Raw genomic sequence first — 24,534 nt, forward strand, 5'->3', positions numbered from 1 at the left:
CGCGTCGTGATGAGCGCGATGGCGGTGGACCGAGAGGTCTGCCGCCATCGCGTTTTTCTGTGCCCAGAACGGGGGCGACGCGTCGCCCCGACACCTGTGTGCTACACCCGTTTCGCCCTCTGCGTCAAGCAAGTTGTACACAGGTGACCCCCGTTCTCCCCAACGTTCGACACAGGATCGAAAGAACTTTCCACACACAGCCTGTGGAGTCAGAATCACCTGGTCAGAAGCGTATTGTGCGCCAGAAAAACTTCTCTCTCCACAGGGTTTCCCACAGCTTGTGCACACGACACGCGGCGTTTCCCCCGATCTCTCCACAGAGTTATCCACAGGCAGAGTTGGTTGTGGAGACGAGTGGCCCTATCGTGAGTCATCGGCGTCTCGGAACAGCCGGACGAGCAGGCTGAGCAGCCCTCGTCCGTAGCCCTTGAGCGCCCCGCAGGGCCCGTGCGTGTCGCATGCTCCTGCTACACCTGAGTCGTCACCACCCGCACCACCCGAGTCCACATCGAGAAGGGATGTCCACTTGTCGATCGCTCACCTCAACCGCTCCGAAGGCGGCGGATCGTACGACGAGCCGCGCGGCAACGAGCGGGTCCCCCCGCACGACCTCCTCGCGGAGCAGAGTGCACTCGGCGGCATGCTGCTGTCGAAGGACGCGGTCGCCGATGTGGTCGAGACGCTCCGTGGCGTGGACTTCTACATCCCGAAGCATGAGGTCATCTACGACGCCCTCCTGACGCTGTACTCGCACGGTGAGCCGACCGACGTCATCACCGTCACCGACGAGCTCGTCAAGACGGGTGAGCTGTCGCGCGCCGGTGGCGCGGACTACCTCCACACGCTGACGAGCCTCGTCCCGACCGCGGCGAACGCCGGCTACTACGCCCGCATCGTCGCGGAGCGCGCACTGCTGCGTCGTCTCGTCGAGGCGGGCACCCGCATCGTGCAGATGGGTTACGCCGCAGAGGGTGAGGCCGTCGAGCTCGTCAACTCCGCTCAGGCCGAGATCTACGCCGTCTCCGGTAACCAGGAGGTCGAGGACTACGTCCCGCTGACCGACGCGGTGAGCGCGGCGATCGATGAGATCGAGGCCGCCAAGCACACCGACGGTTCCATGACCGGCGTGCCGACGGGCTTCCGCGAGCTCGACGAACTGACGAACGGTCTGCACCCGGGTCAGCTCATCATCGTCGCCGCCCGACCCGCTATCGGTAAGTCCACGCTCGCGCTCGACTTCGCTCGTGCCGCTTCGGTCCACTACAACCAGCCGTCGATCTTCTTCTCGCTTGAGATGGGGCGTAGCGAGATCGCGATGCGTCTCATGAGTGCTGAGGCATCCGTGCCGCTGCAGCTCATGCGTAAGGGCACCGTCGATTCGCAGGACTGGACGAAGATCGCCCAGGTGCGCGGCCGCATCAACGACGCACCGCTCTACATCGACGACAGCCCGAACATGACGCTCGTGGAGATCCGCGCGAAGTGCCGTCGACTCAAGCAGCGCGTGGGCCTGAAGATGGTCGTCATCGACTACCTCCAGCTGCTGACCTCCGGTAAGCGTGTCGAGAGCCGTCAGCAAGAGGTCTCGGAGTTCTCCCGTGCGCTGAAGCTCATGGCGAAGGAACTCCAGGTCCCCGTCATCGCGCTGTCGCAGCTGAACCGTGGTGCGGAGCAGCGTGCCGACAAGATGCCGGCGCTGTCCGACCTCCGTGAGTCGGGCTCGATCGAGCAGGACGCCGACATGGTGGTGCTCCTGCACCGCGAGTCCGCCTACGAGAAGGACAGCCCGCGAGCCGGCGAGGCCGATCTCATCATCGCCAAGCACCGCAACGGCCCGACCCGCACGATCACCGTGGGCTTCCACGGCCACTTCAGCCGCTTCGCCGACATGGCGCCGGGGATGTAGGTGTGAACGCGCCATGCAAAGTATCGCGTGGCCAAACTTCTCGTCGTTTCGTGTGAAGCGCGACAGATTATTTGGCATTTCTGCCTCGGCGCGTCTCTTCAGCACAAGAGACGGGGCGCCCCGCTGAGAGCAAACCCGAATTGCCCTCTGGTCCGGCCGTGGCGGAACCCGATCCGCCGCGGCCTGCTTTCAACCTTGGTAGGTGAAGTCACTCGAGTTCGTCTATCCAGCGGTTCACCGTACGAGATCGGCAGATCCCAGTGTGCAGGGGAAGCTTTGGGCTGCTTGGCGTCTGTGTACGTGGGCTGAGGCCACGAAACCGGGCTCATGCGGACTCGAGTTTGCAGGTGGTGTCGACTACCCGACGTCGGTACGCACTCTGGCGTCACCGTGACTGTGCAAAGGGATTGGAACGGAGAAGCCCCACGGCTATTCGGAGGGGACCGGAGTAGCCGTGGGGCCCGAGCGACGTATCCACTTCCGCTCGGAAGTGCAGTGCTGCGGTCGTTCGGGGAAACGGGTGCAGCACCGCGACTGGAGCTGGATGAGAACAGCTCCGAGGGGACGGGGTTCAGGACGTCGGGCGGACGAACTTCTCCGGCGGGGTACGAGTGCCGGCGAGGAACGCGGCGAGGCCGGCATCGAAATCCATGGCGGAGCCGACGAAAAGCGCACTCTCGTCGGGAGCGACGTAGATCGTCCCGCCCCCGCGCGTGGTATGCACGACGCAGACTCCTGCACCGTCCTCGAGCGGGATACTGCGCAGTTCTGCGTCGGGATCGAGTTGAGCGAAGTACCGCTCAGCCACCGTTACAAGCTGTTCGTTGTCGCGGGATCCGTTCATGGGAGCCTCCCAGGGGTCGTGAGGAGCACATCGAGTGAGATTCCGAGCACTGCACGGTCGCTCCGAGTCAGAGTCGGTGGCCGTAGAAATACTTCGCCCCGCGGACCCAGTCCTGGCGACTGAGTGCGTCGACGTAGGCGTGCACGGCGTCGAGCCGGTCGCCATTCATCTGCGTGTCGTAGTCGACGGGACAGTCGACACCGGACCAGATCGACAGGAGACTCCCCGGAACGATGATCCCGAGCTGTTCCCCGGAAGCCGCAGCGATCGAGGCGTGTTCGACGAGTCTCCGTGCAAACAGCGAGGGGTGAGCGGGCTGACCGTAGAGGACGTATGCTGTCCGATCAGTTGACTGGATGGCGCGGCCGACGTGCTCGGCGAGTTCGTCGGGGGACGGAGAATCGCCGAGTTCCGCCTGGAACGGCACCAGGCTGGCGATGGCCTGGAGCAGGGCCTCGGAGATCTCCGGGTCTTCGTTCCAGTCCTCGAGCAAACCCAACATCAGCGCCACAGCCTCGATGGACATCATCGACGTGCTGCTGTGCGCGAAGGTAACGACCGTGGACGGAGCCGCATTCGTCAGGAATGCCATCGTCTCGAGGTCGGCCAGGTCGTCGTGCGTCGCAACCGACGCGAACACTCGGACAGCGAAGTCCGTGAATGGCTGGTGACGCACCGTATTGAGAAGATCGATGAGGATGCTCTTCGGATCGAGATCGCCGACCCTGAAGGAGTCGAGTGCTGCGAGAAGGTACTCGTCCGGCGTCCGCGCGGCACGCAGTGCTGCTGCGCGATCCGCAGCCGTCGCGCTCGATACCGGGCCGAACCATTTGCTGCGTTGCAGTTCGATGGAGATCGTCATGGCTGGCTCCTCTCGGTCGTCGAGCCTACCCGTCGCTGCCACGCCATGACGCTGATCGATCCGGAAGGCGATCACTTCGGTGCAGTTCGGGTTCGCTCTTGCGTCGATGTTCAGCCACTCCGGATTGGGCGTCCTACCGTATTGGCCAACGCAGAAGTCGGTGTTCACGTCGGCAAGGGCATCGGACGACACACGGTTCTCGCCGGTGAGCGGACATTGTCGACATCCGATACGCGGCCGACCTCATGGTGCACGGCGACCGGTTGAGACCGCCATCGTTACTGGACGGCGCTCAGCGGTTTATCGTGGATAAAGCCAACGTCACACGCTGTTGTGGGACGGTCAGTAGGTCGGCTCGATCCTCATGTCCGTTCCCCGCACCGACCCAGGGCCTACGTTCTAGCGTGAAGCCCGTCGATGCTGGTTTCTCTCACCATCGAAAGCGGGATGGTCGGGAATGCTGCTTTCTCGTGGTGGGGTGGGTCGCGAGCGACGCGCTCCACGGAACCAACGCCAGCGGATGATCGCCATGACGAGCGCCACCGCGCCGGCGCCGCCAGGGAGGATCGCGATGAAGATCCCCGCCATGAGCCTCTCCTGATCGCCACTCGTCATTCCGATGGCGACAAAGAGGGCGGCGGCGCCGAGCATGAGGAGGCCGAGGGAGCCTAGTCCCCAGGGGCTGACCACCGGCCAAAAGTGCGGACCCGCCTGCCGTTCGTCGGTCAGCCAGGGAAACGGCCCACGACGAAAGTCGGGGCGGGGCGGACGAGTCACGTGCAGCTCCTGGTGCGCGTCACGGCTACCCGCCGAACTTCGGGACGTCGATGCTCACGGTGTCGTCCACGCCGTCGATGCCGGTGCTCGTCATCCTCTCACCATACTGCTCACCCCAATGATGACTTCCGCACGAGATCGCGATCACTGGCCGCGCCTGAGTTTGGCACTTTGCCCATCGTCAGTTCTGGCTCGGCACCGGGTCGCGCGCGACATTCCGCGGTGAGAAGCTTGCGTTGTGACCGGTATCAACCTGACCTTCGCGCCACCGCTGAGGGGCACGTTCTATCGCGCGATCGACCCGAGCTTCCGCGAGTTCGCGATCGCCGGATCGCGTGCCGCCGGGCGCTACTCGCGGGCGAACGAGCCGACGCTGTACCTGAGCTCGTCCATCGACGGAGTGGAGGCCGCGATGCTCGCCCACCAGGACGCTCGGGCGGCGGCGCGTGAGATCGTGGAGATCGATGTCGAGGCGTCCGGCATCGTCGACCTGCGCGACGTGGGTGCGCTGGAGTCGGCAGGCATCGACCTTGCTGACGCGGCAGCCCCGTGGCAGAACGTCGCCGCCGCCGGAGGCACGCCGACATCGTGGAGCGTCCGCGACCGCCTCCTTGCCGGCGGCGCGAACGGTTTGATCGATCCCTCGCGCAAGCGACCGGGCCTCTGGCATCTGGTGCTCTTCCGCTGGAACGAGGCCGATGCGCCGGTCGTCAGCTTGAGAGGGACTCATGTTGCCGCCGCGAAGTGACGCCGCGAGACGACGTTCGTCCTGATCCGAGCGTGTGCCGGGTCGCTCAGCTCTGAGCGCGGCGCGCATGCGTGCGCGCCTTCATCCGGTTGCCGCAGACCGCCATCGAACACCACTTCGCGGTGCCAGGTCGACTGTGGTCGACGAGGAACTGCGTGCACTCGTGGTTCGCGCAGGCGCGGAGGCGCCCGGGGAACTCCGTGATCACGCTCGACCACGCCAGCACGACCCCCGCCACAAGGCGATCGTCGTCAGGGACCTGAAGCTCCCAGACCACGCCGTCCGGGGTGATGCGCGGCGTGCGCACGGCATCGTCGAGGATACCCGCGAGGTCTCTGATCGCTCCTCCGTCATCGCCACGAACCATGGTCTGCAACGCCTGTCTCGCACGTCGGAGGCGCGCCAGCTCGTCCACGGATCCGGTGCCGCCCCAGCTGCGCGCCAGGTCTTGTCCGGTCGCCCCCTCGAGACGGTCGGTCGGGGTGCCCTCGACGACCGGCGCACTGTTCAGCAGGCCCAGCAGCAGCTCCTCGTCGCGAAGCATCGCTCTCCGTTCTCGTGCGCCGTCCGGCGCCCAGGATCCATGCTACCGTCTGGCTAACCAGTAAAACAATCTTAAGGGGTTAGCAATGGTCACCGTTCACCACCGCACCGTCTCGATCGACGGGCTCGACGTCTTCTACCGTGAGGCCGGCCCGGCAGACGCTCCCGTCCTCCTGCTCCTCCACGGGTACCCGAGCAGCTCCCACATGTTCCGGCACCTCATCCCGGCCCTTGCCGGCCAGTACCGCGTCATCGCTCCGGACCACATCGGCTTCGGTCGCTCCTCCGCCCCCTCGGTCGACGAGTTCGAGTACACCTTCGCGGCCCTCGCCGGGGTGACCGGCCGGTTCCTCTCGACCATCGGCGTGACGCAGTACACGATCTACGTCCAGGACTACGGCGCCCCGGTCGGCTGGCGCCTGGCCCTCAATGACCCCACTGCCGTCGTCGGGGTCATCTCCCAGAACGGCAACGCCTACGAAGAAGGCTTCGTGCCGAGCTTCTGGGACCCGATCTGGGCCGACGCCGCCGAGCGGACCACCGAGACGCGCGACGCGCTCCGTCCAGCCCTCGGCCGGGAAGCCGTCGAATGGCAGTACACCCACGGCGTGCCGGACGTGACGACTGTCGACCCCGACGCCTGGGAGCACGACCTGGCGCTCCTCGCCCGCCCGGGTCAGGACGACGTGCAGCTGGCGCTCTTCCGCGACTACGCCACCAACCGGGACCTCTACCCCGCGGTGCACGAATGGCTCCGCACCTCACAGGTACCGGTCCTGGCGATCTGGGGTCGTCACGACGAGATCTTCGCCGCCGCCGGAGCCACAGCGTTCACCCGCGACGCCCCCGATGCTCGCGTCGAGCTCGTCGACGGCGGACACTTCCTCCTCGAATCCGACCTCGACCACGTCGCTGCCACCATCACGGAATGGCTCCGGACGACTGACCGGAGCGCTTAGCCCGGCGGGTTGGTCCCTCCGCCTGGACCGAGGTCAGCGGCGGCGCGTTCGGCTCGGACGGCTCAGGCTGCTGGCGGGTTGATCGTCAGTACGCCGGGTAGTCCGGAGGCTGCGAATGCCGCTTGGATGGCAGCGGTGACCTGGTCATCCGGTTTGCTGAGGTTGGCGTGGAGCGTGGTTTCGCCGTCGGCGACGGTGTAGATGATGCTGTCCAGGCCCGATGATCCCTGGAACGGGATGGTGAGCGCTTCGAGGAAGTCGGCGAGTGCAGCGGGTGGTGTCTCGTCAGTGGTGATGCGTACGCCCTTGTAGGCGCCGGTGCCGCTGTCCCAGGTCAGGGTCCATCGGACGGGACCGACGGTGTCCTCGAGGCGGTCGCCGGTCGTGTGCTGGCGGAGCAGGTCGACGAAGTCGGTGTACCGTCCCCGCTCGGAAGCGTCCAGATGGGCGGGGGCGTCGGTGGCGAAGTACAGCGTGATCGGCCCCGGTCCGGCCAGGTGTTCGGCGACCGACACCCAGCCGTCGTCCGAGATGGTGTTCCAGTTCTCGGCGAACACCGTCGAACGGGCGGCCGTTTCGACGGTGCTGATGTCGCAGGGTGCGAAGCGGTCGGTGGGTGCGAGTGACTGCAGGACCGTCGCCGTCTCATCGACCGTGATGTCCTTGTCGAGGTCCACCGACAGGGTGCAGCTCGAGCCGGAGCTGTAGGTGAACTCCTTCGCGTACGCCGAGACGGTGCCGTGATCGCCGACGACCTCCTGGAGGGCCGGTGTCACCCGCCAGGAGGCGATCCTCATCGTCGAACAGGAGTACAGGATCAGCGCTGCGATGCAGGCCATGGCGATGAGGAGGACGAGCACGACGATCCGGCCGGCCCTACTGCGGTGGGTGCGTGGCGATCTCGGCCGGGGTTCGCGAAGGGTCGGCTGGACGAACACGTCACACCACTTCCTGTGTGGCCGACCTGCGTCGGCGGAGGCGACCGGTGCCGACGGCGGCCGCGCGCGGTCCGATCGTCGCCGTCGCGGACATCATCGTCGGGAGAAGAGCCGCTCGAACAGCGAGGGCTTCGGAGCGGGCCGGCTGCCGGCGATCCGGCGCATCCGTGCCTGGATCTCCGGATCGCTCTGCATCGCCAACATCGCCAACCGCGCCGATCCGAGACCCCACTGCGACCAGTGCTTCGCGTGAGCCGTCACCGCCGTGATCTGGCTGAGCTGGTTCAGATCGCTGAGTTCCCGCCATCGCGTGAGGTCGAGCATCGCGATCTCCTCGGCATAGGTCTCGTTCACCCGGGTGATCCCGGCGTTGCCCGCTCGACGGCGCGCAGGGGTCTCGGCCGAGGCGTCGCCCGTCGCGAGGTGGATGGTGGCGAGCTCGTCGAGTAACTCCTCGAACACTGCGTGCAGCTCGGAACGGACCTCGGGGGCTGTCGCGATGACCTGGTCCTCCTCGGTCCTCCACGCGATGAGCACGCCGCCGGAGCAGAGGCGGCACAGTTGCCTGGGCACGATGCGGCTCGTGGCGTAGCCGCACTGGCAATACCCCGCGATGTTGGAGAGGGTGTCGTCGAGTGAGATGAAGGTGCTGTTCTCCTCCGACTCGGCCTCTTCCACGGACTCCATCAGCAGCAGGGCTCCGGGCACGCCGACGGCCGCCGCTCGTCCGACATAGCTGCCGGGCACCCGGCTGATCTTCGCGGTCCACAGGTCGACGTCCTCGGCGCTGAACAGCCCACTGGCCTGACGGACGTACTCACTGACGCTCCGCTCGACGATCGCCTCGAGCTCGGCGTCGAGTCGCTTCATCGCCGTGTCGTCCGACGGGTCGTCGGATCGTTCGTTCAGCGCGATCACGGCTTCGCGGCCGCGAGCCACGATCGCCTGGTGTACGGCTGCCGCTCGCGGGTTCCGCTGCAGCAGCAGCTCCTCAGTGCCGAGTATCTCGATGCTCGTGATCATGGGGTTCCTCGCAACGTTGTGGTCGCGCTCAGCGCATGTTCTCGCGCTGCGTTCCGAAGCGTTGTGATGCGTGCGATGCGATTCCCCATGGCCAAACCGTACCGGTCGCAATCGGCGCAGCGAATGGGGACCGCTCACCATCGAGCGTCACCGTGCCCAGGGGCGTTCGTTCGATCGGGGACCCGTCTCCCGTCTCCCGTCTCCCGGGGGACGGCCGCGGCGCGACTTGCACCTGCCGTAGCGTCATGTGGTGCAGTGGACGTATTCCGCCCACCGAGGAAGGCCCCCACATGTTCTCGTCCTTCACCCCGCCGCGCCAGGTCACGATCGGAGGCGCCGCTGCGTTCGTCGGCACCACCCCGCGGGCGATCCGTCACTACCACCAGATCGGACTGCTCCCTGAGCCCGAGCGGGGGAGTGACGATCGCCGCCGTTACGGCTACCACGAGATGATCCGGCTGTTGTGGATCCGTCGGATGGCGGACGCCGGCATCGCCCTCGACGACATCCGCGACGCCTTCGCGGGTGGCATCACCGATGCCGACGACGATGTCGCGCGCATCCTGGACCGCCTGGAGGGCTCCCTCGCCGCTCGGCAGTCGGAACTCGAGCAGCAGCGGACCGCCGTGCAGCGCATGCGTGCGCAGGGCAGCAGGTTGGGGCTGCTCTCCGACGTCGTGAGCGACCGCCTCACAGACCTGCCCGAGGGCGCCCTTCGGCAGGACGACCTGGACACCCTGCTCGTGACCGAGCGGATCTTCGGTGGGCTCGGCGCGTCCGTCCAGGCGTCGCGGTTCATCGCCCTGGCCACCCACCCGGAGCTGCGGGAGGAGTCCGACCGGGTCGACGCCGCCGAAGCAGCACTCGACGACACGGTCGCGGTCGACGACCCCCGCGTCGCGGAGGTCGCCGCCGAACGGCATGCCTTCGAGGCGGCCCTCCGCACGGTCATCGAGGACTCCGGGCTGGCGCAGGCCGACGACGACCGCTTCGACGCTTGGGACGAGTCCCACCCCCTTCCCGACGACGAGGACGGCGCAGGCGCGACGTGCGGCTCGACGAGCCTCACCGAGGCCGTCCGGATGATGCCCTACGACTTCTCCCGCGCACGCCTGCGGTGCATGGAACTGGTCCTCGAACTCGATGCACTTGACCTCGCGCCACCGGTCGAACGCTGAGTCGTCGACCGCGATCGTCCGTGTCGCGACTGGGCGTCACCGCGCCCGTCATCGTCTTCATGACCTGATCATCCGCGCTGCTCGGTGTCACCGACACGGGTAGGTTCGGTGCATGGAGCAGACGCAGAACATCCAGGGCTTCCGGAAACTCGTCGATGAGCCGCTCTCCACCTGGCCCGGAGCACTGGTCGTACTCCTGGCTGTGTTGGGCCTCGGTTTCGTCGCAACGGCGGCGGCTGTGGGCCCACTGGACGACTATTCGGAGGAGGAGCTGGCGCAGACCCTGCCGGTCATCGTGATCTCGCTCGGGGCGTCGCTCTTGGCTGTCGGAGTCGTCGTCCAGCAGGTCGCGGGAGCGGTGCAGCTGCGGATCGACGCCTCTGCCCGCGTCGTGGCGCGGCTGTCCGAGCCGACGGCCGCCGCTCCGACCACACCGGCAGACGACGCCTTGCGCCGTCGTTTCGCAGCAGAACTCGCGATGCACGTGGAGACCGTCACCCGCCTGCGTCGACGTCTCGGTCTCGCCAGGAGGATCAGCGCGGGCCTCGTGTGTGCTGCCGGGCTGGTGCTCGTCTCGGGTGCCGTGCTGAGCTTCTGGGCACTGCCTGTCCTGACCTGAGCCAGCGGCGCGAGGCGTCCGGGCCTCGCTCAGCCCGCGTGGAGGGTGCACCCGACTCCGTAGACGGTGACGAGGCGGGTGGGCTGCTGTGGATCGGACTCGATCTTGGCCCGGAGGTTCTTCACGTGGGTGTCGATGGTGCGGCCTCCGATCCAGCGGTCGGTCCCGTGGCCACGATCGGGCCGGGCTGGCGCGCGGATCGTCGAAGTGGGACGCGCGCCCGCGAGTAACACGCCTTCGTCCTTGACTTCAAGCGACGACGGGTGGGTACGGTGTCGGCTTCGGAAACAAACGAGACAAAGGAGTATCTCTGATGCGTACGAAGTTCTCTCGGATCCTGATCACCGCGGTCGCAGCGATGGGGCTGACCGTCGGCGCGGCGGGCGCCGCGAACGCCGAACCCGCTGGGCAGTACGAATACGTCTGCGTCGGCACCGACGGCTCGTCCTACAGCATGACCAAGGGCGCGGCGCTGAGCACCTGCAAGGGCTCGTACCTGCAGAAGTACATCAACGGTAAGCAGATCGAGACCATCGCGCTGACCGGACACGGGACCATCGCCGATCCGAACGCCATCAACATGGATTGCCTGGTCGCCGTCGTCGGCACCGGCGCGTCGGCGTACGGCATCGTCCAGACGGCCGGTACCGGCGTCGTCGCCTACGTGGGCCTGGCTGCTTCCGTCTACGGACTGAAGTCCTGCGTCGCGTAAGCGCACACGGTGCGAAGACGGGCCCCGGGAGACCTCTCGGGGCCCGTCCGCGGTCAGACCCGGATTCGTGCGGGTCCGACACCTCCGACACCGACGGCCATGTCCACGCCCAATGCCGGTTCGTCGGACGTCAGGCGGGCACTTCGCCCATCGTCAGTTCCGGCTCGACGCCGGCCGGCATCGGGAACCAGGCGAGGAAGGTGACGCCCTCGTCGGTCGCGTCGAAGACGATCGTTTCGTTGGCCGGCTCGTGGAAGGTGTCGCCGGCCCGCAGGACGGTCTGAGGCCCGGTCCCCACTTGGAAGTTCACGGAGCCGGTTTCGATGACGCCGAACACCGGCCCGTTGTGCCAGTGGGCTCCGAGATGGACCTCGGCGTCGATCGTGATGCGCCGCACTTCGACGGAGGCGAAGCTCGGAGCCCCATCGAGCGTCACCGTGCTCAGGGTCGTTCGTTCGATCGGGGATTCACTCATGGGTCGATGATGCCAGTGGTCGGTGCTCGGCGGCGCCGGGCCGACCAGAGGTCAGGAACCTCCCCGACGACGACGGGCCCGTGCGCCGAACTCGTCCAGCGCCTGCAGGACCTCGCTGGCCTGCCAGTGGCGGTTCCGTCGGCCGGCGCTGGACTGGACGAGGATCCCGGCGTCGACGAGCTTCTGCACCGAGGTGTCCGCTGTCGAGAAGTGCAGCCCCAGGGTCGATGCCACCAGCGACGTCGTGATCACCGGCTGCCGCAGGAGCAGCTGCTTCAGACGCTGCACGGATGAATCGCTGCGCACCTTCACGGTTTCGTCCCACCGCTCTGCGATCGACGTGATGTCGCGCTCCAGCGTTCGGCCGTTGGCGACCGCCGCGTATGCGGCTTCCGTCATCGTCTCGATGATCGGGCGCAGGTCACCGGATCGGTACGCCGTGAGCGCGCGGAAGTAGTGGTCAGTGTCGCCGAGCAGGCCAGCGGACACGGGTACGGTGACGTTCCTCGTCACGTCAGCTGCCCGCAGCATGCCCTGCACGAGCGCGCGGCCAGTGCGTCCGTTGCCGTCCGGGAAGGGGTGGATCGTCTCGAACTGAGCGTGAGCGATCGCGATCTGCGCCATGACGGGCACATCGAGACGGTTCGCGAACGTCATCACATCCGTCATGAGCTCAGGCACACGATCCTGATGCGGGGGGACGAATGCGGCGCCGTGCGGGGAGAAGCCGGTTCCGCCGATCCACACCTGGTCGTCGCGCCACCGACCCACGATGTCGGGATCGGACCGATCCAGCAGTGCGCGGTGCATCGCGAGGATCGCCTCGGGGTCCAAGCGATCCGCCAGCGCCACGGCCGCCTCCATGGCGGCGACGTTCTGCACGACGAGCTTCGCGTTGACCGACGTCGAGTCGCCGATCTCCGCAAGGGCCACCTGCTTCGCGCTCGAGGTGAGATGCTCCACCTCGGAGCTCGATGCGCTCTCGGTCCGCAGCAGGATCGACGAGAACGGTGCCGCCAGTGTGCCGACCTCGGCGTCGAAGCGGGTCAGCTCGCGGCCGGCGTCCTCGCTTGCAGCCACGAGGTCCGCGGGCAGCTCGACAGACAGATCCGCGATGAAGGGTGGGACTGCCGCCTGGTATGGGCCCGCGGCCAACCGGCGGCGTCGCTTGGACGCGACCGCGTCGCTGTCGTGCGTCCATGGCCGCGGTTCGTAACTCGTCGCCGGCCAGGACCGTTCCAGCCCTGCGGAGTCGGTAGGCGAGATCATGGCGCTACCTTATTCGGGTTTACTGAAATTAACCCGAATACAGATCGCGATCCCGAGCATGGTGAACGCGACGGCGATCACCACGGTCGGGACGGCCTCGAGTACATCAGCGATCAGGACGGATGGCCGATCGTGACGCTCTCCCGCTCGGCGCGAGAGAGTTTGACCCGGGCCAGACGGACCCGCTGCCCGCCCTTCACCGGTCGCGGAAGGGCCACGGTGAGTAATCCCTCGTCCTGGGCGCCGAACAGGCAACCGTCCGCTTGTGGAAACACCACCGTCGCGGGAATGGCGCGAAAGACGCCGATCTGCTGCTTGAGTACCGCCAGCCGGTGGATGTCGAATGCACGCGCCACCGTGGCTGCGCGGACCGTGCGCAGGGCGCCCGCGAACACCCACGTCGGCATCCGCGGGCCTGAGATGAGCATGAACGGCTTCTGGAGATCACGAGCGCGAGCTTCACCCCTGCCGCCGACCAATCGCTGATCGTAGGTGATGGTGGGCGAACCCTCGCCACCCCATTCGGCGAGGCCGCTCGGTGCCTGCAGGGCGACCCAGCCGTCCTTGCGGAAGATCCCGAACTCTCGCCGGAGACGCACCTGTATCGACACCACCGAGATGGCGATCAGCAGGAGGCCCGTGGCGACCCACCCTGCCACGGCCGGTCTCGAGAGCCATTCCCCGAGCGCGCCGATGCCGGGCTCGGATGCTGTCGTGACGGCGTCGACGAGTCCGAAGACCTGTGGGATCAGGAACGGGATCCCGAGCACCAGCCCGAGTATGGAGTACTCGCCTTCAGTCTTCAACCGGCGACGGAAGCCGCCGAGGGTGCTGATCTCCTGCTCGATGCTCCACCGCAACTCGTCGAGGCGGCGAGGATCGACGCTCGCTTCCCAATCCGGGCCGAGCCAGCCACGCACTGGCCCACTGTCGTTCCGAGGAATGCTCACAGAACCCAGGGTAGAGGCACCGCCGCATCGCTCGACGAGTGGCCGAGAGACGTGTTCCGACTCAGAAACCGGTTGCGGCATCCGCTTGGGGAAGCTATCTTCCTATAAACACGTTCCATGAACATTGGGGGAGATGATGATTCGCAAGAAGATCCTGGTACTGCTCACGTCCGGACTGGTGGTCGCCGGCGGACTCGGCGGTGTGGCAGCGCAGGCCGTGGCGAGCTCCGCGGAGGCGCCGGCGGAGGCGACCGCGACGCCGACCGTGCCGGCCGCGCCCGCGACGCCGACCGAGACGCCAGCAGCGACCACGCCGCCCACCGAGTCCACGCACATCAACGAGTTCTACCTGCAGGGCCTCTGGCAGCGATTCTTCGAGGTTGGTAAAGCCGCGATGGCGTCCTGCATGACCGAAGCGGGGTTCGGGTTCGACGACACCAGCTTCGACGGGATGCCGCCAGGTCTGAGCGAGGCCGACCAGGACGCCTGGCAGGCGGCCGCGGTCCCCTGTCGTGAGGAGCGTGACGCGGCGACCGCTGCTGCCGAGGCGGCCTACGTGCCGACCGAGGAGGAGCGTGCCACGGCGCTGGCGTTCGCGACGCAGTATCAGGGCTGGATCGATGCGATGCGCTCATGCATGGCCGACCGCGGCCACGAGTTCGTGGGCGCCGTCGACATGACGCTCCAGGCCTACCCGTATCCCGAAGGTCAGCAGGCGACCGGGATGCCCGACGGCCTGTCTCCGGAGGAGAGCCACCAGTGGAAGTTGGATGCGACCGGCTACGACTCCAGCTACCCCGAGTCGGAGCAGAGCACCTGGGACGCGTCCTGCGGATTCGTCGCCGACGCCGCCTACGGTGGGCCGGGTCACTGATCGGTCTGTCGACGATCACCTCCGGGCTGGATGCCGGTCCGAATCGTCGTCCACGGTCACCGGGCGCGTGTTCCGGCGCGGCGGGCCGGGCGAACGGAGCCCCGGCGAGGACGAGCAGCGAGCTGGCTGGGATGGCGAGTACCGCCATCCCAGCGGCGGAGAGGGAGCGCCGATTGGCGCAGACGTCGTAGGGCGGCTCCGAGGTGTCTGTCGAGACGATCCCGCGAGCGACCATCCGGTCGCCTCCCGCGCCGAGCTCGCGGGGCCAGCCGGCGACGACCACGGATGAGCACACGGTGGTGTACCCGGGATGATCATCGCCGTCGACCCGCTCGTGGACGGTCGACGGGAGGAACGCGAGCACGCCCATCGCCACGACGGACGCCAGCCCGACCGCGAGCAGCACCCACCACGAGACCGATCGTCGAAGGCTTCCGGTGTCGTCCATGCCCGTATTGTGACGCATCAGGCACTCGCCCGTCACCTCGGCGTGAGCAACGTCACCGCCGAGGCTCACCGCGGTCGCCACGACCCTCGACTCACGCGCGGCGAAGAGGTCAGCGCCGACGCCATCCGGCACCCCGCCTTCGTCGGTCACCGGTTCAAGGCGTCGCTGCTCCCGGTGCAGCAGGCGATCATGGCGTTCGCCATCGGATCGTCCTGAGCTGCAGCGCCACCGCTTCCGCGGTCAGCTCTCCGCACGCACCTCGGTCGCCGTCGACGTCCGGGTGGGTGGCCACCACCAGATCGCGGCAGCGACGAGGCCGAGGAGGGAACTGATCCCGACACCGGCGGCGAGGAGCCCGAGGCTTCCGGCGGTCGCGGTCAGGTGGTCGGCCCAGGAGGCGATCTGCACACCGGTGGCGCTGATCAGGCTGAGCGATTCGACGGCGACGTACCCGAGCAGGAGCGTGGGCGGCGCGAGCGCGACCGCACCGGCGATGCGAGTACGGCGTCGGGCCGTCAGCGCGGTCCCGACCAGTGACAGGACGGCGAGCACACCGACGAGCATCGCCATCAGCGGCGCGACCCGGAGGTCGTCGATGATGATGGCTCGGATGATCCGCGCGTAGGTGTACCCGCCGAGGACGGTCAGGGTGACGCCGAGCGCGAGCATCCAGGACGTGATCCGCTGAGCGGTCCGCACGGTCCTGGCGTGGCGTGGGTCGCTCATCGCGCTGCGACCGAGCTGGTGGGCGCGCCAGCTCACGTCGTGGATGCTCCCGGCGACGAGGCGCCGGACGATGTCCCGGCGAAGGCGCCCGGCCGACCATCCGGCCTCGTCCGCCCAGAGCGCGTGCTCATGCAAGTCGGAGGCGAGCTCATCGCGCCGCGCGGCGGCGACCTCCTCGGGGAGGTCGCGGGTGTACTGAGCGCACCAAGCGAGGACCCAGTGCGTCGTGGTGGTGAACGTCCTCGTGTGGAGCAGGCTCATGCGATCCCCTGGTCGGCGACGCGAGCCGCGACGCGGTGCTCGTCGACGAGTCGTGCGTGCTCGCGGTTCCGTGCGGCGGCACCGACCGCCGTGATGCGGTACATCCGTCTTCGGGGTCGACCCTCGGCGGCCGCGATCTCGTGGTCCTCCCAGTCCTCCTCGATCAGGCCGGCTTCGGACATCCGCGAGAGCGCCTTGTACAGGGTGCCGTGCGCGGCGAGTTTCCCCTCGGGACCGGCCAGGCGTTTCGCGAGCGCGAATCCGTAGAAGGACCCCTCCGACGCCTGCAGCACTGTGCCCACGTCGAGGATGTCGAGCTCGAGGGGGAACAGGGTGCCGGGGCGACGCTTGACCATGCGGACAGTATACGGAAGCTATCGGCCCATAAATCCACGTCGTGTTCTCCGTGGGCAACAGTTGTCCTATATCACGGGCAATTTGCGGCCCGTCTGTTCGCGGGCTATCTTCCTATAAACGTGTTGTTTGAAGTTGGAGAGATGATGGCTCGCAAGAAGTTCTTGATCCTGGTCGCGGCCGGGCTGGTGGCCGCCGGCGGGTTCGGTGGCGTGGCGGCGCAGGCGCTCAGCATGAGGCCCGCGACGCACTCCTCGGATGCTCCGCAGACCTCGGCGAGTTCCCCGGAGACGCCGACGCCGACGTCGCCACCGACCGATGCCGCTCACATCGACGAGTTCTTCCTGCAGGACAAGTGGCAGGAGTTCCGCCAGGTGGGCCTCCTGGCGATGGAGTCGTGCATGGTGGAGGCCGGGTTCCCGTTCGACGGAACCACCTTCGACGGGATGCCGTCGGGGCTGAGCGAGGTCGACCAAGAGGCATGGTACGCCGCGGCGGAACCGTGCTGGGTCCAGCGGGACGCGGCGTCCGCGGCGGCCGAGGCAGCGTACGTGCCGACCGCGGAGGAACGAGCTACCGCGCTGGCGTTCGCGGCGCAGTACCAGCGCCACATCGACGCGATGCGCTCCTGCATGGCCGACCGCGGCCACGAGTTCGTCGGTGAAGTCGACATGACCCTGCAGACCGCGCCCTTCGCTGACACCGAGCGGCCGGCTGGTATGCCCGACGGTCTGTCGCCGGAAGAGACCCACCAGTGGATCATCGACGCATACGCGTACGACTCCAGCTACCCGGAGTCGGAGCAGGGGACCTGGGAGCGCGCCTGCGTCACCGCCGCCGACGCTGCTGCAGGGTTCGAACACTGATGGGGACGCCAGGAGCTGCACGTCTGGTCCCGCGGAGCCGGGCGCGAACCATGACAGCGCTCCTAGTGGCCGCCCTCGGTGTCGGCGTGTTCGCTGGCACCGGGGCGGCGGCGGTCGTCCAGGCCGCGCACGCGGCCGAGCAGCGCACCGTCGGCACGTTCGAATTCGTCCCGCTCGAGGACCGTGGCGTCGATGTCTCCGCGTACCTGAATCCGGATCCGACGATCACGACTGCGGACGACCGCCGGCGCAACACCTTCGAAACGCCGGTCTACGATGCGAAAACCGACCCGAAGCTCGTGACCTACCCGAGCACGCTCACGCCCCAGCAACGTGCGGTGCAGGAACTGCTCGTCACCCGGAACTTCATCGCCGCACAGTGCATGGCGGAGCTTGGCCTGGACTTCACCTTCTCCCTCCCGTGGGAGCGGACGGAGGACCAACGCCGCAGCAACTCCATCGATCTCCCCGCGGTCGGCACGCCGGAGTGGAAGGCGTACGTCGGCACGCGACTCGCGGGCGAAAGCTACAACTGGGAGGACGCCGGCTGTGGAGGGTATGCGGAGCATGTCCTCGCATCAGCCGGCGACGGCAACAAAATGAGCGTCCCTTGAGGCGCGGTCTGCGGTCGAAGCCGTTCCTCTCCCATGACTGCCGCCTCGGGAGACACGCCATGTGCGAACGATCCGCCTGGGACCAGCTCCTCGACGAGGCGGCGCGATGTCGCTGCCGATGCCACGGCGCGACGTTCAGTGTCACTTAACTCGCATAAGTGACACGACAAGGCGAGTTCGTGACAGGTGCCCGACCGGCCACCGACTCAGCTCGTCATCGCAGGCGTGCCCCACGCTCCGCGCCAGACGACGCAGCGTCGAGCAGTTCGAGCACGTGGCGGTAGTCCTCGCCCGTGGCGCGGGTCATCCCGAGTTCGCAGGTGCGGTTGCACGACGCGTGCGCGTCGGCACCAAGGGCGGCGACCTCGGCGGCCTCGGCTTTCGTCGCGGACGCCGTCAGCTCGGGGTGCAGCATGCCGCGGTCGCCGGCGAAGGCGCAGCAGCCCCAGTCGTCCGGGACGTGCACGCGCTCGGCCACGGCTTCGCCGATCAGCACGAGATCCGGGTCGAGGCCCATCTGTCGTGAGGAACAGGTCGGGTGCAGGACGAGCTGCTCGATCTGCGCTGAGACGTCGACCCGAGGCAGGATCTCCCGGGCGGCGAAGGCCACCGCGTCCTCGACGACCACGCCGCTCTCGCTGAGGAGCTTCGCGAAGCCCTCGGTGCAGCTCGACGCGTCGCTGACGACCACGAGCCCACTGTCGGCCACGGCCGCTCGGATGCGTTCGACCGTGCGTTGCTCGTTCACCGCAGCACCGGACGCGAACCCCTTCGACGACCACGGGGTGCCGCAACAGATCGACTCCACGCCGTCGGGGACCATCATGCTCAGGCCCGCCCGCTCGAGCAGTCGGGTGAAAGCGCCCATGACGCCGTCCCCACCGTCCGCCGCGCCGAACATGCTGTTCACGCACGCCGGCACGTAGATGCCGACGGTCGGACCGTCACCGGCACCCACCGTCCGGCCGAGGGCCTTCCGCGACCGTCCGCCGCCCGGCAGATCGCCCGAGTACTTCGGCACGGTGTCTGCGCCGAGCACGGCACGCGCGACGTCCGTCACCGCACCGACCACCGGAGCCGGCAGGAGCTTCGCGCCGGAGAGCGCGACCGAACCGATCCTCGTGACCGGCCCCCAACCGGTGGCAGCAGCCTTCCAGCCCGCGGCGGCGACCGGAGCCGCCTCGGTGCGCCGGATGCGCTTGACCAGCGCGCCCGTGTTGATCTGGACCGGGCACGCCGTCTGACACATCCCGTCGACGGCACAGGTCTGCACGCCGGCGTAGTCGTAGTCGTCCGCGAGCTCCTCCGCGAGGGCGATGTCCCCGCGGGCGCGTGCGGACTCCTCGGCACGGCGGACGACGATGCGCTGCCGCGGCGTCAGCGTCAGGTCGCGACTCGGGCAGACGGGTTCGCAGTACCCGCACTCCACGCAGCGGTCGACCTCCTCCTCGACGGTCGGCTGGAGCTTGATCCCCTGGAGGTGCGCCTGGGGATCCTCGTCGATCAGCACGCCGGGGTTCATCACCCCGGCCGGGTCGACCAACCGCTTCAGCTCGAGCATCACCCCGTACAGTTCATCGCCGTACTGCCGGCGGACGTACGGTGCCATGGCGCGACCCGTGCCGTGCTCGGCCTTCAGGTTGCCGCCCGCCGCGAGGACGAGGTCGACCATCTGCTCGGTGAAGCCGTTGAACCGGCCGAGTGCGGCGTCGCCCTCGAACCGGTCGGTCAGCATGAAGTGGATGTTGCCGTCCTTCGCGTGGCCGAAGATGACCGAGTCGCGATAGGCGTGCTGCACGAAGAGCTCCTGCAGGCTCGCGCAGGTGTCGGCGAGGGCGGCGGTCGGCACGACGATGTCCTCGAGGAGGGCCGTGGTGCCGGAGGGACGCGCTCCCGCGACCGAGGCGTAGAGGCCCTTCCGGAGTGCCCAGGCGCGCGACCGCTGGGATGCATCGCTCGAGAACACCACCGGCGCGTGCACGTCCAGACCGTTCAGGAGCACACCGCCCGCCGTCGCGCGGTCCCTGAGTTCGACGGCGTCCTCGGAGCGGTACTCGACGAGGAGTGCCGCGTGATCCTGCGGCGTGAAGCCCTGGATCTCCGCCGGGCTGCCGGGGAGACGCTGCCCGACCGTCAGGGACGTGGCGTCCATGAGCTCGAGCGTCGCGGCTCCGGACGCGACCAGCTCGGGCAGCGCGCGCGTCGCCGCGTCGAGGGAGGGGAACACGGCCAGCGCCGTCGACACCAGCGGGAGGACGGGGACGGTGCGGAAGGTCGCCTCGGCGACGAATGCCAGCGTGCCCTCCGAGCCGATGATGAGGTGCTGCAGGACGTCCACGGGTGACTCGAAGTCGAGGAACGCGTTGATCCCGTACCCCATGGTGTTCTTCAGGGAGAACTGGCGCTCGATGGACGCGACCGACGCCGGGTCCGATCGCACGCGGCGCTGGAGGCGCTCGATGCCCTCGGCGAGTTCCGGTTCCGCTTCGTGGAGCTGTCGGTCAGCCGTCGGGTCGGCCGTGTCGATCGTGGTGCCGGACGGGAGGACGAACACCATCGACTCCAGCGTCCGGTAGGTGTTCTCGTCGATCCCGCAGGCCATGCCACTCGAGTTGTTCGCGATGACGCCGCCGATCGTGCACGCCACCTCGCTCGCCGGGTCCGGGCCGAGGCGGTAGCCGAGTCGCGTGAGTCGCGCGTTGACCTGCGCCACCGTCGCCCCCGGCTGCACCCGGACGCGCTTGCCGTCGTCGAGGACCTCGATGGACTTGAACCGCTGCCTGGTGTCGACGATGATGCCGGAACCGGACGCCTGACCCGACAGGCTGGTGCCACCCGACCGGAACGTGACGGGCGCGGCGGACCGCGTCGCCGCCCGGAGGATCGCCGCGACCTCGGCAGCGCTCTCCGCGATGACGACCGCCTCGGGCGTCAGCAGGTAGTGCGATGCATCCCCGGCGTACGCGGCCAGGTCGATCGCCCGGGTGCGGATCCGGGAGGGATCGCCCACGGCTTCGCCGATGGCTTCGGTGATGAGGGATGGGACGGTGGTCGGGTGTGCCACGAGGCTTCCTTCTCGAATGCGGGCGTCAGCGGGGTGCAGGGGAGCGGGGTGCTGCGTTGCGGCTGCGGTGGCCGGACGCCTCAGAGCATGGGGCGTCGTCGGCCATCGCCCGGCCGGTTCATTCGAAGCGTTGCCAGTCCGGCCGGTTGTCGTAGGTGTAGCGATAGTAGTCCGACAACCGCAGCCCTGATGCCGCTGCCTCGTCGACGATGACGGTGGCGTGCTCGTGCAGCTGGAGCGCCGAACCGGGGACGAACGCGCTGAGCGGTCCTTCGACGGCGGCCGCGACGGCGTCGGCCTTCCCGGCACCCTGGGCGACCAGCACGAGCTCGCGCGCCTCGAGGATGGTCCCGAGTCCCTGCGTCATGCAGTGGGTGGGCACCTGGTCGGGCGAGTCGAAGAAGCGGGCGTTGTCCTGTCTGGTCTTCGGTGCCAGGGTCTTGATGCGCGTGCGTGACGCGAACGACGACGTCGGCTCGTTGAACCCGATGTGCCCGTTCGATCCGATGCCGAGGATCTGCACGTCGATGCCGCCGGCCTCCGCGATGGCCCGGTCGTACTCCTTCGCGGCGGCCGCGAGGTCCGCGGCGCGACCGTCCGGGACGCGGACGCGCGAGGGGTCGAAGCCGAGCGGGGCGACGACCTCGCGCGCGATCACGCTGGCGTACGACTCGGGGTGGTCTGCGGGGATGCCCACGTACTCGTCCAGCGCGAAGCCGCGCGCTTCGGCGAACGACAGCGAGCCCGCCTGCACGCGACGGGCCAGTTCCGCGTAGATGCCCTGGGGGCTGGACCCGGTCGCGAGCCCGATGACGGCCTGGGGCCGCCCGGCGACGATCGACGCGATCTTCGCGCCGGCGACGCGACCGACCTCGTCGGCGTCGGGAAGGATGATGATCTCCACGGTGTCCTCTCGTTCCTGCTCAGGCGCTCGCCGCAGCCACGGCCGAGCGGACGTCGCCGTCGTGCGATTCCAACAGCCGGGCGGCCGTCGCTGCGTCCACGTCGGCGAGGAGCATGACGACGGCGGTCTTGGCGTGGGCGCCGGCCTGCTCCAGGGCGTCGTCGGCGATCGGCCGTTCGACACCGGTGGCGTCGGCGACGATCCGCTGCGCGCGGTCGACGAGCTTCTCGTTGGTCGGCTTCACGTCGACCATCAGATTGGAGAAGACCTTGCCCGAGCGCACCATGGACGCGGTGGACAGCATGTTGCACACGAGCTTCTGTGCGGTACCGGCCTTCAGACGGGTCGAACCGGTGAGCGCCTCGGGGCCGGTCATCACCTCGATGGCGATGTCCGCCTCGGCGCTGATCCTGGCGTTCCGGTTGCAGGACACCGCGATCGTCCCCGCGCCCAGGTGGCGTGCGTAGCGCAGGCCGCCGATGACGTACGGGGTGCGACCGCTGGCCGCGAGACCGACGACGACGTCCGTGGGGCGGAGGTCGGCCGCGATGAGTTCCGAGGCGCCGAGCTCGATGTCGTCCTCAGCACCCTCGACGGCGACGACGAAGGCGTGCTCGCCCCCGGCGATGAGCCCCAGGACTTCGGAGGGATCGGTACCGAAGGTCGGTGGGCACTCGACCGCGTCGAGCAGTCCGATCCGACCGCTCGTCCCCGCGCCGAGGTAGATCAGTCGTCCACCCTGCCGACGAGCCTCCGTGATGCGCTCCACGGCGCGCGCGATGCTCGGCAGTTCCGCTCGGACCGCGTCGGCGACGAGTCGGTCCTCGTCGTTGATCACCTCGAGCAGCCGGAGCGTGTCCAGCGTGTCGAGGTCGACCGTGCGCGGGTTGCGTCCCTCGGTGGAGAGCGCTGCCAAGGTACTCGATGCTTCAGGCACGAACGGCCCTCCGTTCTGGGTCGGACGGGCTGGCGCCGTCGTGGTGGTCCGTGGGGCTGTCGACGGTCATGCTTCGAACCGCAGCGAGCGAGGCGGCCCGTCGAGCGTCCGCGCGGGGAGCGAGTGTCCCGGGATGATCGCGCCCAGGACGCTGCCGTGCGAGGCGCCGGTGGCCGAGGGGAGGGACCCCGCCTGGCCGTTCACCGTCAGGAAGCCGAGGACGGCGAAGGCGAGCGCCTCCTTCGCATCGGACGGGAGGCCCGCGTCGTCGCTGCTGACGACGTCGGCCTCGGGGAGTGCAGCCCGGATGCGCGCGACGAGCTGGGGATTGCGCACCCCACCACCGGCGAGGATGACGCGCTCCACCCCACGGACGGCGTCGGCGACGGTCCGTGCGGTCAATTCGGTCAGGGTCGCGACGAGGTCCTCGATCGGAAGCGTCGGACGGCCGGCGAGCTGCTTGCGGAGGTAGTCGAGGTGGAACAGTTCCTTGCCCGTCGACTTCGGGGCGGGGCGCTGGTAGTACGGCTCGCGCAGGAGGAGGTCGAGCGTCTCCTCGTCGACGGTGCCACGCGCGGCGAGCTCGCCGTCGGCGTCGAACTGCCGGGCGCCGTCGGTGTGCTCGGCGACGACGGCGTCGATGAGGGCGTTCGCCGGTCCGCTGTCGAACGCGATCGGGTCCTGGCCGGGCCGCACGATGGTGGCGTTGGCGATGCCGCCGAGGTTGACGGCCGCTGCGGTCTCGCCGCCCAGCCAGAGCGCGTCGATCATGCTGACGAGCGGAGCACCCTGCCCGCCGGCCGCGACGTCACGTGAACGCAGGTCCGCGACGACGGTGCAACCGGTGCGTTCGGCGATCCAGGCCGGCTGGCCGAGCTGGAGCGTGCCCTCGACCCGGCCGTCCTCGACCCAGTGGTACATCGTCTGGCCGTGGGAGACGATCAGGTCGGCGTCACCGTCGCAGAACTCCGCGACCGCTCGGACCGCGAGGTCGGCGAAGGCCTGCCCGATCCGCGTGTCCAACCGACAGATGTCGTCGACACTGGTGGTCGCCGGTGGCAGGGCTGCGGTGATCGCGGCTCGCAGTTCCGGGTCGTACCCGGCGGTGAGCATCCCGAGGGGGCGGACGACGAGGGTGTCGCCGTCCACGCTGATCTCGGCTGCGGCGGCGTCGATCGCATCGTGCGAGGTGCCGGACATGAGGCCGATGACGCGCATCGGGCGGCTCACTTGCGCAGCTCCGCCCGGTGGGCGTTCCCGCGGAGCGTGCCGATGGCGATCGCGCTCACCAGGCAGGTCGCCATCACGTAGTACGCCGGGACGTCGACGTTGCCGGTCGAGGCGATCAGCGACGTGATGATGAGGCCGGCGCTGCCCGAGAAGACGGCGTTCGAGATCGAGTAGGACAGTCCGAGGCCGGTGTACCGCACGGAGGTGGGGAACATCTCGGCGAGCATGGCGGGGCCCGGGCCCGCGATCAGGCCGACGACCGCTCCGGCGACGAACACGGCGAGGCCGTGGACTCCGACGCCGAGGTCCGGGTTCTGCAGCACGTTGAGCAGGGGCAGCGCCAGGATCACGATGAGCCCGGTGCCGGTGAGCATCACCCAACGCCGACCGATCTTGTCCGACAGCCAGCCGGCCGGGAGGATCGTCGCGGCGAAGCCGGCGTTCGCGAGGACC

General features: G+C 68.3%; 27 protein-coding genes. 10 read left to right on the forward strand and 17 right to left on the reverse strand.

Annotated elements, in window-relative coordinates; translation table 11 throughout:
- The first annotated feature begins 532 nt into the window (after nucleotides 1–532).
- Nucleotides 533–1,906 (forward strand): replicative DNA helicase, encoded by a 1,374-nt coding sequence (gene dnaB, locus ACQG07_RS18400; RefSeq protein ID WP_369808454.1) that lies wholly within the window; start codon nucleotides 533–535, stop codon nucleotides 1,904–1,906.
- Nucleotides 1,907–2,477: 571 nt separating this feature from the next.
- On the opposite strand, the gene ACQG07_RS18405 is transcribed toward dnaB, so the two are convergent.
- The 3 genes from ACQG07_RS18405 to ACQG07_RS18415 all read right to left on the reverse strand — a co-directional run bounded on the left by ACQG07_RS18405 (nucleotide 2,478) and on the right by ACQG07_RS18415 (nucleotide 4,263).
- A complete protein-coding gene (locus ACQG07_RS18405; RefSeq protein WP_274498820.1) occupies nucleotides 2,478–2,750 on the reverse strand; it encodes a hypothetical protein in 273 nt (90 codons plus the stop codon).
- 67 nt (nucleotides 2,751–2,817) lie between these two features.
- Nucleotides 2,818–3,780, reverse strand: a complete 963-nt coding sequence (gene imm47, locus ACQG07_RS18410; protein ID WP_426739058.1) for an Imm47 family immunity protein — start codon at nucleotides 3,778–3,780, stop codon at nucleotides 2,818–2,820.
- A gap of 231 nt (nucleotides 3,781–4,011) precedes the next feature.
- A complete protein-coding gene (locus ACQG07_RS18415; RefSeq protein WP_236555306.1) occupies nucleotides 4,012–4,263 on the reverse strand; it encodes a hypothetical protein in 252 nt (83 codons plus the stop codon).
- Nucleotides 4,264–4,627: 364 nt separating this feature from the next.
- On the opposite strand from ACQG07_RS18415, the gene ACQG07_RS18420 reads away from it, so the two are divergent.
- Nucleotides 4,628–5,137 carry an RES family NAD+ phosphorylase gene (locus tag ACQG07_RS18420; RefSeq protein WP_426739059.1) on the forward strand — a complete coding sequence of 170 codons (510 nt, stop codon included), beginning with the start codon at nucleotides 4,628–4,630 and terminating at the stop codon, nucleotides 5,135–5,137.
- 46 nt (nucleotides 5,138–5,183) lie between these two features.
- Here ACQG07_RS18420 and ACQG07_RS18425 read toward each other — a convergent pair whose 3' ends face one another.
- The gene (locus ACQG07_RS18425) at nucleotides 5,184–5,681 is read right to left on the reverse strand and encodes a CGNR zinc finger domain-containing protein (protein ID WP_426739060.1); all 498 of its coding nucleotides are present in this window, start codon (nucleotides 5,679–5,681) and stop codon (nucleotides 5,184–5,186) included.
- Nucleotides 5,682–5,766: 85 nt separating this feature from the next.
- Here ACQG07_RS18425 and ACQG07_RS18430 point away from each other — a divergent pair, with 85 nt between their 5' ends.
- The gene (locus ACQG07_RS18430) at nucleotides 5,767–6,639 is read left to right on the forward strand and encodes an alpha/beta fold hydrolase (protein ID WP_426739061.1); all 873 of its coding nucleotides are present in this window, start codon (nucleotides 5,767–5,769) and stop codon (nucleotides 6,637–6,639) included.
- 62 nt (nucleotides 6,640–6,701) lie between these two features.
- Here the strand turns inward: ACQG07_RS18430 and ACQG07_RS18435 are convergent, their stop codons facing one another.
- Together ACQG07_RS18435 and ACQG07_RS18440 are read right to left on the reverse strand one after the other, a co-directional pair.
- Nucleotides 6,702–7,499, reverse strand: coding sequence for a hypothetical protein (locus ACQG07_RS18435; RefSeq protein ID WP_426739062.1), 798 nt, complete (start codon nucleotides 7,497–7,499; stop codon nucleotides 6,702–6,704).
- Between the two features lie 171 nt (nucleotides 7,500–7,670).
- Nucleotides 7,671–8,600: a hypothetical protein gene (locus ACQG07_RS18440; RefSeq protein WP_426739063.1), complete on the reverse strand. Its 930-nt coding sequence runs from the start codon at nucleotides 8,598–8,600 to the stop codon at nucleotides 7,671–7,673.
- A gap of 290 nt (nucleotides 8,601–8,890) precedes the next feature.
- Between ACQG07_RS18440 and ACQG07_RS18445 the strand changes: the two genes are divergently transcribed.
- Together ACQG07_RS18445 and ACQG07_RS18450 are read left to right on the forward strand one after the other, a co-directional pair.
- Complete coding sequence (locus ACQG07_RS18445; protein WP_426739064.1) at nucleotides 8,891–9,778, forward strand: MerR family DNA-binding transcriptional regulator; 888 nt, start codon at nucleotides 8,891–8,893, stop codon at nucleotides 9,776–9,778.
- Nucleotides 9,779–9,890: 112 nt separating this feature from the next.
- Nucleotides 9,891–10,397 (forward strand): hypothetical protein, encoded by a 507-nt coding sequence (locus tag ACQG07_RS18450; protein WP_426739065.1) that lies wholly within the window; start codon nucleotides 9,891–9,893, stop codon nucleotides 10,395–10,397.
- 29 nt (nucleotides 10,398–10,426) lie between these two features.
- On the opposite strand, the gene ACQG07_RS18455 is transcribed toward ACQG07_RS18450, so the two are convergent.
- Entirely contained in the window at nucleotides 10,427–10,630 is a 204-nt protein-coding gene (locus ACQG07_RS18455) for a winged helix-turn-helix domain-containing protein (RefSeq protein ID WP_342365610.1), read from the reverse strand.
- An 80-nt stretch (nucleotides 10,631–10,710) separates the two neighbouring features.
- Between ACQG07_RS18455 and ACQG07_RS18460 the strand changes: the two genes are divergently transcribed.
- A complete protein-coding gene (locus ACQG07_RS18460) occupies nucleotides 10,711–11,109 on the forward strand; it encodes a hypothetical protein (protein ID WP_137242998.1) in 399 nt (132 codons plus the stop codon).
- Nucleotides 11,110–11,239: 130 nt separating this feature from the next.
- Here the strand turns inward: ACQG07_RS18460 and ACQG07_RS18465 are convergent, their stop codons facing one another.
- From ACQG07_RS18465 to ACQG07_RS18475, 3 genes are all read right to left on the reverse strand, one after another.
- Entirely contained in the window at nucleotides 11,240–11,584 is a 345-nt protein-coding gene (locus ACQG07_RS18465) for a hypothetical protein (RefSeq protein WP_426739066.1), read from the reverse strand.
- Nucleotides 11,585–11,635: 51 nt separating this feature from the next.
- A complete protein-coding gene (locus ACQG07_RS18470; protein WP_426739067.1) occupies nucleotides 11,636–12,853 on the reverse strand; it encodes a Fic family protein in 1,218 nt (405 codons plus the stop codon).
- A gap of 113 nt (nucleotides 12,854–12,966) precedes the next feature.
- Nucleotides 12,967–13,884 (reverse strand): hypothetical protein, encoded by a 918-nt coding sequence (locus ACQG07_RS18475; protein ID WP_274498809.1) that lies wholly within the window; start codon nucleotides 13,882–13,884, stop codon nucleotides 12,967–12,969.
- Nucleotides 13,885–13,936: 52 nt separating this feature from the next.
- Between ACQG07_RS18475 and ACQG07_RS18480 the strand changes: the two genes are divergently transcribed.
- Entirely contained in the window at nucleotides 13,937–14,677 is a 741-nt protein-coding gene (locus tag ACQG07_RS18480; RefSeq protein ID WP_426739068.1) for a hypothetical protein, read from the forward strand.
- Nucleotides 14,678–14,987: 310 nt separating this feature from the next.
- Complete coding sequence (locus ACQG07_RS18485; RefSeq protein ID WP_426739069.1) at nucleotides 14,988–15,341, forward strand: hypothetical protein; 354 nt, start codon at nucleotides 14,988–14,990, stop codon at nucleotides 15,339–15,341.
- Nucleotides 15,342–15,365: 24 nt separating this feature from the next.
- On the opposite strand, the gene ACQG07_RS18490 is transcribed toward ACQG07_RS18485, so the two are convergent.
- Together ACQG07_RS18490 and ACQG07_RS18495 are read right to left on the reverse strand one after the other, a co-directional pair.
- A complete protein-coding gene (locus tag ACQG07_RS18490) occupies nucleotides 15,366–16,112 on the reverse strand; it encodes a hypothetical protein (RefSeq protein ID WP_426739070.1) in 747 nt (248 codons plus the stop codon).
- Nucleotides 16,109–16,468, reverse strand: coding sequence for a PadR family transcriptional regulator (locus ACQG07_RS18495; protein WP_124767744.1), 360 nt, complete (start codon nucleotides 16,466–16,468; stop codon nucleotides 16,109–16,111). Before ACQG07_RS18495 ends, ACQG07_RS18490 begins: the two co-directional genes overlap by 4 nt.
- Before the next feature lie 144 nt (nucleotides 16,469–16,612).
- Here ACQG07_RS18495 and ACQG07_RS18500 point away from each other — a divergent pair, with 144 nt between their 5' ends.
- A complete protein-coding gene (locus tag ACQG07_RS18500) occupies nucleotides 16,613–17,332 on the forward strand; it encodes a hypothetical protein (protein WP_426739072.1) in 720 nt (239 codons plus the stop codon).
- Between the two features lie 65 nt (nucleotides 17,333–17,397).
- A complete protein-coding gene (locus ACQG07_RS18505; protein WP_426739073.1) occupies nucleotides 17,398–17,946 on the forward strand; it encodes a hypothetical protein in 549 nt (182 codons plus the stop codon).
- A gap of 214 nt (nucleotides 17,947–18,160) precedes the next feature.
- Here the strand turns inward: ACQG07_RS18505 and ACQG07_RS18510 are convergent, their stop codons facing one another.
- The 5 genes from ACQG07_RS18510 to ACQG07_RS18530 form a co-directional block, all read right to left on the reverse strand.
- A complete protein-coding gene (locus ACQG07_RS18510) occupies nucleotides 18,161–21,010 on the reverse strand; it encodes an FAD-binding and (Fe-S)-binding domain-containing protein (protein WP_426739074.1) in 2,850 nt (949 codons plus the stop codon).
- A gap of 118 nt (nucleotides 21,011–21,128) precedes the next feature.
- A complete protein-coding gene (gene nagB, locus ACQG07_RS18515; RefSeq protein ID WP_426739075.1) occupies nucleotides 21,129–21,914 on the reverse strand; it encodes a glucosamine-6-phosphate deaminase in 786 nt (261 codons plus the stop codon).
- Nucleotides 21,915–21,933: 19 nt separating this feature from the next.
- Nucleotides 21,934–22,830: an N-acetylmuramic acid 6-phosphate etherase gene (gene murQ / locus ACQG07_RS18520; RefSeq protein ID WP_426739076.1), complete on the reverse strand. Its 897-nt coding sequence runs from the start codon at nucleotides 22,828–22,830 to the stop codon at nucleotides 21,934–21,936.
- 87 nt (nucleotides 22,831–22,917) lie between these two features.
- Nucleotides 22,918–24,081 carry an anhydro-N-acetylmuramic acid kinase gene (locus ACQG07_RS18525; protein ID WP_426739077.1) on the reverse strand — a complete coding sequence of 388 codons (1,164 nt, stop codon included), beginning with the start codon at nucleotides 24,079–24,081 and terminating at the stop codon, nucleotides 22,918–22,920.
- Nucleotides 24,078–24,534, reverse strand: a 457-nt coding sequence (locus ACQG07_RS18530; protein WP_426739078.1) for an MFS transporter, incomplete at its 5' end; no start/stop codon positions are given. The genes ACQG07_RS18530 and ACQG07_RS18525, both read right to left, overlap by 4 nt.

Origin of the sequence: Plantibacter sp. 2H11-2, assembly GCF_050031945.1 — a bacterium.
GTDB lineage: Bacteria > Actinomycetota > Actinomycetes > Actinomycetales > Microbacteriaceae > Plantibacter > Plantibacter auratus.

Bases quoted from the DNA above. Each gene is read 5' to 3' on its own strand.
- ACQG07_RS18405 (WP_274498820.1), bottom strand. From the start codon at position 2,750: ATGAACGGATCCCGCGACAACGAACAGCTTGTAACGGTGGCTGAGCGG.
- ACQG07_RS18415 (WP_236555306.1), bottom strand. From the start codon at position 4,263: ATGCTCGGCGCCGCCGCCCTCTTTGTCGCCATCGGAATGACGAGTGGC.
- ACQG07_RS18425 (WP_426739060.1), bottom strand. From the start codon at position 5,681: ATGCTTCGCGACGAGGAGCTGCTGCTGGGCCTGCTGAACAGTGCGCCG.
- ACQG07_RS18430 (WP_426739061.1), top strand. From the start codon at position 5,767: ATGGTCACCGTTCACCACCGCACCGTCTCGATCGACGGGCTCGACGTC.
- ACQG07_RS18440 (WP_426739063.1), bottom strand. From the start codon at position 8,600: ATGATCACGAGCATCGAGATACTCGGCACTGAGGAGCTGCTGCTGCAG.
- ACQG07_RS18445 (WP_426739064.1), top strand. From the start codon at position 8,891: ATGTTCTCGTCCTTCACCCCGCCGCGCCAGGTCACGATCGGAGGCGCC.
- ACQG07_RS18450 (WP_426739065.1), top strand. From the start codon at position 9,891: ATGGAGCAGACGCAGAACATCCAGGGCTTCCGGAAACTCGTCGATGAG.
- ACQG07_RS18460 (WP_137242998.1), top strand. From the start codon at position 10,711: ATGCGTACGAAGTTCTCTCGGATCCTGATCACCGCGGTCGCAGCGATG.
- ACQG07_RS18465 (WP_426739066.1), bottom strand. From the start codon at position 11,584: ATGAGTGAATCCCCGATCGAACGAACGACCCTGAGCACGGTGACGCTC.
- ACQG07_RS18470 (WP_426739067.1), bottom strand. From the start codon at position 12,853: ATGATCTCGCCTACCGACTCCGCAGGGCTGGAACGGTCCTGGCCGGCG.
- ACQG07_RS18475 (WP_274498809.1), bottom strand. From the start codon at position 13,884: ATGCCGCAACCGGTTTCTGAGTCGGAACACGTCTCTCGGCCACTCGTC.
- ACQG07_RS18480 (WP_426739068.1), top strand. From the start codon at position 13,937: ATGATGATTCGCAAGAAGATCCTGGTACTGCTCACGTCCGGACTGGTG.
- ACQG07_RS18485 (WP_426739069.1), top strand. From the start codon at position 14,988: ATGATCATCGCCGTCGACCCGCTCGTGGACGGTCGACGGGAGGAACGC.
- ACQG07_RS18490 (WP_426739070.1), bottom strand. From the start codon at position 16,112: ATGAGCCTGCTCCACACGAGGACGTTCACCACCACGACGCACTGGGTC.
- ACQG07_RS18495 (WP_124767744.1), bottom strand. From the start codon at position 16,468: ATGGTCAAGCGTCGCCCCGGCACCCTGTTCCCCCTCGAGCTCGACATC.
- ACQG07_RS18500 (WP_426739072.1), top strand. From the start codon at position 16,613: ATGGCTCGCAAGAAGTTCTTGATCCTGGTCGCGGCCGGGCTGGTGGCC.